This window comes from Rhodovulum sp. PH10 (assembly GCF_000293785.1).
In the GTDB taxonomy this organism is placed as follows: Bacteria; Pseudomonadota; Alphaproteobacteria; order Rhizobiales; family Xanthobacteraceae; genus Rhodoplanes.
In genome coordinates this window covers 43,633-54,848 of the sequence record NZ_AKZI01000043.1, presented here as the reverse complement: position 1 = coordinate 54,848, position 11,216 = coordinate 43,633, and the positions used below count along the sequence as shown (strand labels likewise).

Genomic DNA, 11,216 nt, shown 5'->3' with positions numbered 1-11,216 from the left:
GCGGGCCCGGCCCGGGGGCCCCGGCCGGTCGGGACGATCGGGCCGATCGAGCCGGCCGGCGAGGCTCGGCCGCTCGGGTCGCGGCGGACGCGACGGCGGCGCGGCGGCGCGCGCCTTGCGGGCGGCATCCGCCTCGACCCGGCGGATCGCCTCCTCGAGCGCCAGCCGCTCGCGGGTGATGTCGGATTCGCTCAAGGCCGGGCTGACGCTGCGCAGCTGCGTCACCAGGGCGTTGCGAGCGCGCTCGTAGAGCGTGCGCCGGGCTTCGCCCGTGTTCTTCTCGAGGCCGTCGACGGCCTTGGCGATCAGAGGGTAATAATCAGCCATCGGCTCCCGCCGTCAGTGCGCCGCGCGTCGCCCTCACGCTCGTCGAGCGAATTCGACCGTCGAGCTCTGGCCGGCCGCCCGGAAGATCTCGCCCGTCGACTTCGAAGCTCCACTCGGACTCTCCGGGTGCCAGCGGTCCTGCGAGGCCGACATCCGCCCCCGAGAAGGCGGCGACGGGAGGCGAATGTCGGACCCGGATCACTAGCTCTCGAACGGGTTGTGAACCAGGATAGTGTCATCGCGCTCCGGGCTCGTCGAGAGCAGGGCGACCGGACAGCCGACCAGCTCCTCGATCCAGCGCACGTATTTCACCGCCTGGGCCGGCAATTCGGTCCACGACCGGGCGCCGGCGGTCTTTTCCTGCCAGCCCGGGATGGTCTCGTAGACCGCCTCGACGCGGGCCTGGGCGTGCTCGGCCGCCGGCAGATAGTCGATGTCGCGGCCGTCGAACCGATAGCCGGTGCACACCCGGATCTCGTCGAGCCCGTCGAGGATGTCGAGCTTGGTCAGCGCCAGCCCGCTGATGCCGGAGGTGCGCACGGTCTGGCGCACCAGCACCGCGTCGAACCAGCCGCAGCGCCGCCGCCGGCCGGTGATGGTGCCGAACTCGTGGCCGCGGTCGCCGATCAGCCGGCCGATCTCGTTGTCCTGCTCGGTCGGGAACGGCCCCGCCCCCACCCGCGTCGTGTAGGCCTTGCAGATGCCGAGCACGTAATCGACCGCCGACGGGCCGAGGCCGGAGCCGGTGGCCGCCTGCCCCGCCACCGTGTTGGACGAGGTGACGAACGGATAGGTGCCGTGGTCGATGTCGAGCAGCGCGCCCTGGGCGCCCTCGAACAGGATGCGGGTTCCCTCGCGCCGCTTGGCGTCGAGCAGGTTCCACACGCAGTCCATGTAGGGCAAGACCTTCGGGGCGAGGCCCGCGAGGTGATCGTAGAGCGGGCCCGGCTCGTATTCCGGCAGGCCGAGGCCGCGGCGCAGCGCGTTGTGGTGCACCAGAAGGCGGTCGATCTTGGCCGGCAGCGTCTCGAGGTCGGCGAGGTCCATCAGGCGGATCGCGCGGCGCCCCACCTTGTCCTCGTAGGCCGGGCCGATGCCGCGCTTGGTGGTGCCGATCCGCGCCTCGGCGCTCGCCGCCGCCTCGCGATTGGCGTCGAGCTCCTGGTGGAGCGGCAGGATCAGCACGGTGTTCTCGGCGATCCGCAGCGTCTCGGGGGTGATCTTCAGCCCTTGGGCGGACAGCCGGCCGATCTCCTCGAGCAGCGCCACCGGGTCCATCACCACGCCGTTGCCGATCACCGACAGCTTCTCGCGCACCACGCCGGAGGGCAGGAGCGACATCTTGTAGGTGGTTCCGTCGATCACCAGCGTGTGGCCGGCATTGTGCCCGCCCTGGAACCGAACCACGACATCGGCCTGCTCCGACAGCCAGTCGACGATCTTTCCCTTTCCCTCGTCGCCCCATTGGGAGCCGACGACCACGACGTTCGCCATGAGATTCCTTGTCCGACGGTCGCTGCCGACGTCTCGGCGCCCGGGGGATCGGCGCAATCGGCAATCGGCCTCCGGCTTACTCGAGGAATCGGTGGGAGGCAAGGACGGCCCGGATTTGCGCCCCGTTCGCGCGCGCTTGCGCCGCGGGAAACACCGCCCGGCCGCGGCCGGTATCGCGATGGCGCGGCGACCGCCCGCCGAGGTGTTACTACTTACGCGTGCCGTTTAATCAAATTAACGCAAACGACAGCGACGCCCCGCACAGTCGAGCGAGCCGGCGCCGCCTCGGCGTTCCGGCGGGCCACCGCGTGCCGCTCTCCCTCCCCGGCCACAGGTGCCCGAAGCCAGACGGAAACGACCATGCGCAAGAATCTGCCGGTGACGTCCATCGAGTACCCGATCGCCGACGACGTGCTGATCGTCTCGCGGACCGACACCCAGGGCAAGCTCGTCTATTTCAACGAAACTTTCGTCGAGGTCTCCGGCTTCTCCGAGGAGGAGCTGACCGGCCAGCCGCACAACATCGTGCGCCATCCCGACATGCCGCCGGCGGCGTTCGCCGATCTGTGGGACACGCTGAAGGCCGGCAAGCCGTGGGCCGGCGCGGTGAAGAACCGCCGCAAGAACGGCGACTATTATTGGGTGCTCGCCAGCGTGACGCCGGTCTGGGCGAACGGCGAGATCACCGGCTACATGTCGATCCGCACCAGGCTCGCCGCCGAGCAGCGCGAGGAGGCGGAGCGCGTCTATGCGAAAATGAACGCCGGCGAGCCGCACGGCTACACGCTGACCGGCGGCATCCTGCGCGAGCGCTCGGTGTTCGACCGGCTCTCCTTCTTCACCCGCTCGCTGAAGGCGCGCCTCACCACGCTCGTGGTGATGCTGGCCACCGTCATCCTGATGGTCGGCGCCACCACCCTCTGGGCCGGCTGGGCCAACAATGTTCGAATGAAGTCGATCTTCGAGGACCGGGTGGTGCCGCTCGGCCAGCTGTACGAGATCGACGACCGTATGCGCGACAGCGCGATCGCCCTCCACACGGCGCTCGCCGACGGGCGCGCCGGCAAGCCGGTGTCGTCGTTGCGCGAGCGAATCGATGGCAACATCGCCGGCATCACCGCGGTGTGGAACGAGTACCTGCTGACTTATCTCACCCCCGAGGAGAAGACGACCGCCGACGCCTTCGCGGCGCGCCGCACCGCCTATGTCGAGCAGGCGATAAGGCCCGGCCTCGCTCTGGCGGATGCGAAGCGATGGGACGACCTCGCCGCGCTGCTGACCAGCCCGGCGGCCGAGCTGTTCGCCGCCGCCAAGACGGACCTCGACACGCTGGTGGCGATCCAGAGGAAGGAGGCGAAGGTCCAGTACGACGCGTCGCGGCAGGAATTCGGCGCCGCCCTCGTCACCGTCGTGGTGCTGCTGCTCGCCGGCCTCGGCTATGGTGGCTGGCTCGGCCTGCGCACCATCCAGGCGACGCTGCGCCCGCTCGCCCGCCTCAACGCCGCGATGGACCGGATCGCCCGTGCCGACTTGACCGGACGGATCGTCATCAAGCGCGACGACGAGATCGGCCAAGCGTTGCGCAACATCCTGGCGATGCAGTCGAAGCTCGGCTTCGAGCGGGAGCGGCAGGAGGACACGGAACGCCGCGTCACCCAGCAGCGCAAGCGCGAGATGAACAAGATCGCGACCGACTTCGAGGGCACGCTCGGCGAGGTGATCGAGACCGTCTCCGCCGCCGCAGCCGAGCTCGAGGCCGCCGCCCACACGCTCGCAGAAACCGCCGAGCGGTCGCAGGACGTCACCAAGGTGGTGGTGGCCGCCGCCGAGCGGGCCTCCGGCAACGTCCAGTCGGTCGCCTCGGCGAGCGAGGAGATGACCTCCTCGATCGACGAGATCGGCCGGCAGGTGCAGGAGTCCGCCCGCATCGCCGAAGGCGCGGTCGAGCAGGCCCACGGCACCAATGCGCGGGTCGCCGAGCTGTCGCTCGCCGCCCAGCGGATCGGCGACGTCGTGCAGTTGATCACCGCGGTCGCCGAGCAGACCAACTTGTTGGCCTTGAACGCCACCATCGAGGCGGCCAGGGCCGGGGAAGCGGGAAAGGGCTTTGCGGTGGTGGCGCAGGAGGTGAAGGCGCTCGCCGCCCAGACCGGCAAGGCGACCGGCGAGATCGCCGCCCAGATCTCCGGCATGCAGGCGGCGACCCGCGACTCGGTCGACGCCATCAAGGCGATCGTCGGCACCATCGGCCGCCTGTCGGAGATCTCGTCGAGCATCGCCGCCGCGGTGCAGCAGCAGAGCGCGGCGACGATGGAGATTTCGCGCAACGTCCAGGGCGCCGCCCGCGGAACCGTCGAGGTGAGCAGCAACATCGCCGAGGTCGAGCGCGGCGCCAGCGACACCGGCGCGGCCTCGAGCCACGTGCTCCACGCCGCCCGCTCGCTGTCGGGCGAAAGCAGCCGGCTCAAGACCGAGGTCGGGACGTTTCTGCGGTCCGTCCGGGCCGGATGACGGGCGGGGGCGAGCGCCTTTCCCGTCCGCCCGTCCCTTTCGCGGTCCGCGCCCCGCGCCGCGCCCTCCCCGTCCCGCGCGCACGATCCCGCCGCCTGCGGCGCTTTCGCGCCGCCTCGATCGTTCGGCCGCCGTGCGCGTTGCTCCCGGACACGACGGGAGGTGCGCCGTGTTCGACTGGATCGAGACCTTCGTGGGCGACACCGGCTATCTCGGCATCGCGCTGCTGATGCTGCTCGAGAACGTGTTTCCGCCGATCCCGTCCGAGCTGATCATGCCGCTCGCGGGTTTTGCGGCGGCGCGCGGCGAGCTCGGCCTCGCCGGCGTGGTGGCGGCCGGCACGGTGGGCTCGGTCGCCGGCGCGCTGGTCTGGTATTTTGCCGGGCGGTGGCTCGGGGAGGACCGGCTGAAGCGGCTCGCCGCCCGGCACGGCCGATGGCTGACGGTGGCGCCGCACGAGATCGACGCGGCGACCCGGTGGTTCCGCCGCCATTGCGGCCAGGCCGTTCTGATCGGCCGGCTGGTGCCGACGGTGCGGACGCTGATCTCGGTGCCGGCCGGCATCGCGGCGATGCCGCTGCCGCGCTTCCTCGCCTTCTCGGCGATCGGGACCGGGCTGTGGTCGGCGCTGCTCGCCGCCGCCGGCTATCTGCTCGGCGCGCGCTACGGGGCGGTCGCGGCCTGGCTCGATCCGGTCACCAGCGCCGTCCTCGCCGCCCTCGCCGTCCTCTATCTCTACCGGGTGGTCACCTTCCGGCCCCGCCCCGACCCGTGAGCCGGGGCGCCACCCGGAAGAGAACCGCCGGGACGGCTACATCGCCCGGACGGCGTGCAGAAAATCGTCCACCCGCTCGCCGAGCTCGGCCGCGCGGGTGCGCAGAACGGTCGATTCCTCGAGCAGCGTGGCCGACGAGCGCCCGGTCTCCTCGGCCGCCTGCTGGACGCCGCCGATGTTCGCCGAGACCTCGCGGGTGGCCGACGACTGCTCCTGGATGGCGCCGGAGATCGAGCCGTTCACCTCGCTGATCCGGGCGATCACGCGGGCGATCTCCTGGATCGCCGAGGCGGTGGTCTTGCTCGAATCCTGGATGCCGTGGATCTGCTGCTCGATCTCGCCGGTGGCGGTCGCGGTCTGGGTGGCGAGCTGCTTCACCTCCTGCGCCACCACGGCAAACCCCTTGCCGGCCTCGCCGGCCCTGGCCGCCTCGATGGTGGCGTTCAACGCCAGCAGGTTGGTCTGGGCGGCGATCTGGGCGATCGTCTGGGTCACCTCGCCGACCGTCTCGGCCGCCTGCACCAGCTCGCCGACCGTGCGATCGGACTTCGACGCCTCGTCGACCGCGACGGCGATGATCTTCGTCGCCTCGCCGAGCTGGCGCGAGATCTCGCCGACCGAGCAGGTCAGCTCCTCCGACGCCGCCGCCATGGTGGAGGACTGCGCGTTGGTCTCCTCGGCGGAGGCGGCGAGCGATTGCGCCGCCTGCTGCATGCCGCTCGCGGCCGCCGCGACGCGATCGACCAGCGCCTTGACGCCGGTCTCGAAGTCGTCGGCGAGTTTCGCGTTGGCGGCCTTGCGGGCGGACAGGTCGGTGGCGAACTTGACGACCTTGTAGGGCCGCCCCTTGGTGTCGAAGATCGGGTTGTAGGACGCCTCGATCCACACCTCGCGGCCGCCCTTGCCGATCCGCAGATACTGCGCCGCGCGGTACTCGCCGCGATTGAGCGCCGCCCAGAACTCCCTGTAGTCCGCGCTCGCCCGATAGGCCTCCTCGACGAACATCGAATGGTGCTTGCCGACGATCTCGCCGAGCGAATAGCCCAGGACCTTCAGGAAGTTCTCGTTGGCCGTGATCACCGTGCCGTCGAGGGCGAACTCGATCGTCGCCTGCGAGCGCTGGATGGCGTTCACCTTGGCGAGCAGCTCGGCATGCTCCCTCTTGGGCGCGGTGATGTCGGTGGCGATCTTCACCACCTTCATCGGCTTGCCGCCGGCGCCGAGCACCGGATCGTAGGAGGCCTCGAGCCACACCTCGCGGCCGCCCTTGCCGATCCGCTCGAACTGCCCGGTCTGCGGCTCGCCGCCCGCGAGCTTCGTCCAGAACTCGCGATAGGCGGGGCTCTCGGCGAAGGCCGGATCGACGAACATGCGGTGGTGACGTCCCTTCACCTCCGCCAGATCATAGCCCATCAGATTTAGAAAGTTCTGGTTGGCCGTGATCACCGTGCCGTCCATCTGAAACTCGATGACGGCGTGCGAACGATCGATCGCTGCGAGCGTAGCGGCCGACGCACTCGAGCGGGTGAAGGGAAACATCTGATATTCTCCGGACCGGGGACGCTTAAGCAGAGCTTTCCCCACCGGATATAATTCGCAATGAATTTTCGAATGGTGAATTTCGGCGACTAAAACGGTAAGCGCGAGTGCGCATGCCCGCGCCGCCCGGCGCACCTGCTTCGCCGTCCGGCGCACCGGCCCCCCGCGCCGGAGGCGCACCGGCCCCCCGCGCCGGAGGCGCACCGGCCCGAAGCACGGGGCCCCGGACCGGCGCTCGCGACGTCCTCAGAACTTCAGCGGGCGCGCCTGCTGGACGTTCGGCAGCGCCTGCACCTTGTCGAGCAGATCCTGCGGCACCGGGCCGTCGACCTCGACCAGCGCGATGGCGTTGCCGCCCAGCTCGTCACGGCCGAGATTGAAGGTCGCGATGTTGATGCCGGCCTCGCCGAGCAGCGACGCGAACCGGCCGATGAAGCCGGGCTTGTCGAAGTTCGTCACGTACAGCATCGACTTGCCGAACTCGGCGTCGACCCGCATGCCCTTGATGTTGACGATGCGCGGGCGGCCGTCGGCGAACACCGTGCCGGACACGCTGCGCTCGCGCCGCTCGGTCACCACGGTGACGGTGATCAAACTCTCGTAGTCGGTCTCCGCCTCGCGGGTGACCTCCTCGATGACGATGCCGCGTTCCTTGGCCATCACCGGCGCCGAGACGAAGTTGACGTCCTGCAGCATCGGCCGCAGCAGGCCGGCGACCGCGGCGGAGGTGAGCGCCTTGGTGTTCATGTTGGCGACCTGACCCTCGTAGATCAGCTGCACCTTCACGAGCCCGGTCTCGGTCAGCTGGCCGGCGAACGAGCCGAGCTTTTCCGCGAGCTCGACCATCGGCTTGAGCTTAGGCGCCTCCTCGGCGCTGATCGACGGGAAGTTGACCGCGTTGGAGATGGCGCCCGCGAGCAGATAGTCCGACATCTGCTCGGCGACCTGCAGCGCGACGTTCTCCTGCGCTTCCGTGGTGGAGGCGCCGAGATGCGGCGTGCAGATCACGTGCGGATGGCCGAACAAGACGTTCTTGGTGGCCGGCTCCTCGGTGAACACGTCGAACGCCGCGCCCGCGACGTGACCGGAATCGAGCGCCGCCCGCAGCGCCTGCTCGTCGACCAGCCCGCCACGCGCGCAGTTGATGATGCGCACGCCCTTCTTCATCGAGGCGATCGCCTCGGCATTGACGATGTTGCGCGTCTTGTCGGTGAGCGGCGTGTGCAGCGTGATGAAGTCGGCGCGGCGAAACAGCTCCGGCAGCTCGACCTTCTCCACCCCGAGCGCCACCGCGCGATCCGGCGAGAGGAACGGATCGAAGGCGATCACCTTCATCTTCAGGCCGTGGCCGCGGTCGGCGACGATCGAGCCGATATTGCCGCAGCCGATGATGCCGAGCGTCTTGCCGGTGATCTCGACGCCCATGAAGCGGTTCTTCTCCCACTTGCCGGCTTGCGTGGAGGCATCGGCCTGCGGGATTTCACGCGCGAGCGAGAGCATCATGGTGATCGCGTGCTCGGCGGTGGTGATCGAGTTGCCGAAGGGCGTGTTCATCACGATGATGCCCTTGGCGGTCGCGGCCGGAATGTCGACATTGTCGACGCCGATACCGGCGCGGCCGATCACCTTCAGGTTCTTCGCCTTCTCGATGATCTTCGGCGTCACCTTGGTGGCCGAGCGGATGGCGAGGCCGTCATAGTCGCCGATGATCTCGGCGAGCTTGTCCTTGTCCTTGCCGAGCGCCGGCTGGAAGTCGACCTCGATGCCGCGATCCTTGAAGATCTGCACGGCGGCGGGAGACAGCGCGTCGGAAATGAGAACGCGGGGAGCCATGGTGAGTGTCCTGTGACGGTGAACCGTCATCCTGAGGTGCGAGCGTAGCGAGCCTCGAAGGATGAACGGCCGATGCCGGCGTCTGCCGATTGAAACGAATCTTTACGACGATCTCGAACCATCGAGGTCGGGGCCCGTCGCCCTTCGAGGGCCGCCTACGGCGGCCACCTCAGGGTGACGGGTCGATGCCGCGGGCGAGGTTCACGCCGCCTTGGGCAGTGCCGCCTTGGCCTTTGCAAACGCCCAGTCGAGCCACTGCGTCAGCAGCACGACGTCCTCGGTATCGACGGTGGCGCCGCACCAGATGCGCAGGCCCGGAGGGGCATCGCGATACGAGCCGATGTCGTAGCCGGCGCCTTCCTTCTCGACCGCCGAGGCGAGCGCTTTCGCGAACGCCGCCTGCTGGTCGGCCGGCAGCGCCGTCACGTCGGAGTCGACCACCTTCAGGCACACCGAGGTGTTGGAGCGGATCGCCGGATCGGCGGCGAGGAAATCGATCCACGGCGTGCGCGCCACCCATTCGGCGATCGCCGCCGCATTGGCGTCGGCCCGCGCCATCAGCGCGCCGAGCCCGCCGATCGAGCCCGCCCATTCGAGCGCGTCGATGTAATCCTCGACGCACAGCATCGACGGGGTGTTGATCGTCTCGCCCTTGAAGATGCCCTCGATCAGCTTGCCGCCCTTGGTGAGCCGGAAGATCTTCGGCAGCGGCCAGGCCGGCTTGTAGGTCTCGAGGCGCTCGACCGCGCGCGGCGACAGGATCAGCATGCCGTGCGCCGCCTCGCCGCCCAACACCTTCTGCCAGGAGTAGGTGACGACATCGAGCTTTTGCCAGTCGAGCGCTTGCGCGAACGCCGCCGAGGTGGCGTCGCAGATCGAAAGACCTTCACGGTCGGCGGCGATCCAGTCGGCGTTCGGCACGCGCACGCCCGAGGTCGTGCCGTTCCAGGTGAACACCACGTCGTTCGACCAGTCGACCTTCGTGAGATCGGGCAGCTCGCCATAGGCGGCGGTCATCGCCGTGACGTTCGGCAGCTTCAGCTGCTTGGTGACGTCGGTCACCCAGCCTTCGCCGAACGACTCCCAGGCCAGCATGGTGACCGGGCGGGCGCCGAGCAGCGACCACATCGCCATCTCGACCGCGCCGGTATCGGAGGCCGGGACGATGCCGATGCGATAGTCGGCAGGGATTTGGAGGATCTCACGCGTGAGCGTGATCGCCCGCTCCAGCTTGGCCTTGCCGAGCTTGGCGCGATGCGAGCGGCCGAGCGCCGCGTCCTTCAGGTTTTCGAGGGTCCAGCCCGGGCGCTTGGCGCAGGGGCCGGAAGAAAAATGCGGCACGCGCGGACGCGCGGCGGGAATATCGCTCATTGTATCTACCCTTTCAGATAGGCGCCCCTCGGTGGGGAGGGGTGTCCCGTCCGCGGCAATATGAGAGTGCGGGTTCCGAGTCAACCCTCGGTGGACAATGAGCGCTGAAAATTTTTCGGATGACGGGTGGCGGACGAGGCGGGAACAGACACGGCGACGGGTGGCGACCGGGGAGCGACCGGCGGAGCCGGGGCGGCTTCCGTCCGTCATGCGCGGGCTTCGACCCGCGCATCCATCACGTCGAAAGCGACATCCGTTTGTTTGTTCGAAAGCCGGACCGCCGGCCGAGCGTTCGGCGGAAACAAATCATATCAACGGTGCTGAAAGCGACTCTCCCCGTCACCCTGAGGCGCCCGGCGAAGCCGGGCCTCGAAGGATGACGGATCAAAGTCATCCGCCGTTGGTATCAGAACTTCAGGCCGAGGCCGCCGCGCACCGAGTTGATCGACACTTCCGTGCCTTCGATGTCGCCGAAGCGCACATACTCGTACTCCGCGCGAAGAAACAGATTGGCCATCAGCGCGACGTCGATACCGGCGCCGACCGTCCAGCCGAAGGCGTAGACGTCCGAGCGATTGTCGATCCGCGTCACCGGGCCGAGCCCGAGATTCGGTCGACCGGTGCCCGACAGATCGACCGCCTGCAGCTCCACCGTCGCCGACCGCTCCACGTCGGCCCGTGCGACCGCGAGGCCACCGAACGCGTACGGCATGTACCAGGACGCCGCCCAGCCACCACGCGCACGCAACGTGCCGATATCGGAGAGCTTGACGCCGGCGGTGCTGCCGAGCGCGACGTTATAAAAATACTGATCCGACGTCTGATAGGAACGTTCGAGGGAATCGCTCGCCACGGCCTGCATGTCGACGCGGCTATAGTTCGCCTCGATGCCGATCACCGCATCGTCGAACTGCGCGTTGAATCCGACGAAGCCGCCCCAGCTCGTGCTGGTCATGCCGTTCTTGGTCGGCAGCGTCGTCCAGGACGACACCTGTGCCTCGTTCTCGATGGTCGTGTTGCGCAGGATGTAGGAGACCAGATCGCCGGTGCCTTGTGAGAAATCGGCGCTGCCGGAGGAGTAGCCGCCCTGCCCGCCGACATACACGCCGCCCCAGTCGAAATAATGCGGCGTGCTCGGAAGGAATCCCCGCGAGCCGCGCAGGAACGGCATGTCGGCGCCGAATGCGGGCGTGGCGAGGGCGACGACCAATCCACACAGCCCGCAAAGACCGGCAAAACGAAATCCGGCGAAACGCATGGGACGCATCCTCGATCCGGGTCGCGCGGGAACTGCGCGACCGGTCGAGATGATCCGGCATTAACCTTAATGCCGGGTTACTGGCACACCGAAATGCCCCTCGCGGTT

7 protein-coding genes and 1 pseudogene are annotated in these 11,216 nt (G+C 68.6%); 2 read left to right on the top strand and 6 right to left on the bottom strand.

Annotation, left to right across the window (positions count from 1 at the left end; all coding sequences use genetic code 11):
- A pseudogene (locus A33M_RS08660) lies at positions 1-327 on the bottom strand (hypothetical protein); the annotation flags it as partial.
- Between the two features lie 201 nt (positions 328-528).
- A complete protein-coding gene (locus A33M_RS08655; protein WP_008385847.1) occupies positions 529-1,821 on the bottom strand; it encodes an adenylosuccinate synthase in 1,293 nt (430 codons plus the stop codon).
- Between the two features lie 360 nt (positions 1,822-2,181).
- Here A33M_RS08655 and A33M_RS24855 point away from each other — a divergent pair, with 360 nt between their 5' ends.
- Entirely contained in the window at positions 2,182-4,332 is a 2,151-nt protein-coding gene (locus tag A33M_RS24855) for a methyl-accepting chemotaxis protein (protein ID WP_008385845.1), read from the top strand.
- A gap of 169 nt (positions 4,333-4,501) precedes the next feature.
- Positions 4,502-5,107 carry a DedA family protein gene (locus A33M_RS08645; RefSeq protein WP_008385843.1) on the top strand — a complete coding sequence of 202 codons (606 nt, stop codon included), beginning with the start codon at positions 4,502-4,504 and terminating at the stop codon, positions 5,105-5,107.
- Between the two features lie 36 nt (positions 5,108-5,143).
- On the opposite strand, the gene A33M_RS08640 is transcribed toward A33M_RS08645, so the two are convergent.
- The 4 genes from A33M_RS08640 to A33M_RS08625 form a co-directional block, all read right to left on the bottom strand.
- Positions 5,144-6,646 carry a methyl-accepting chemotaxis protein gene (locus tag A33M_RS08640; RefSeq protein WP_008385841.1) on the bottom strand — a complete coding sequence of 501 codons (1,503 nt, stop codon included), beginning with the start codon at positions 6,644-6,646 and terminating at the stop codon, positions 5,144-5,146.
- Positions 6,647-6,892: 246 nt separating this feature from the next.
- Positions 6,893-8,479: a phosphoglycerate dehydrogenase gene (gene serA, locus A33M_RS08635; protein WP_008385838.1), complete on the bottom strand. Its 1,587-nt coding sequence runs from the start codon at positions 8,477-8,479 to the stop codon at positions 6,893-6,895.
- Between the two features lie 201 nt (positions 8,480-8,680).
- Positions 8,681-9,850, bottom strand: coding sequence for a phosphoserine transaminase (locus A33M_RS08630; RefSeq protein WP_008385836.1), 1,170 nt, complete (start codon positions 9,848-9,850; stop codon positions 8,681-8,683).
- A gap of 406 nt (positions 9,851-10,256) precedes the next feature.
- Positions 10,257-11,108 (bottom strand): outer membrane protein, encoded by an 852-nt coding sequence (locus tag A33M_RS08625; protein ID WP_008385834.1) that lies wholly within the window; start codon positions 11,106-11,108, stop codon positions 10,257-10,259.
- Positions 11,109-11,216: the final 108 nt, after the last annotated feature.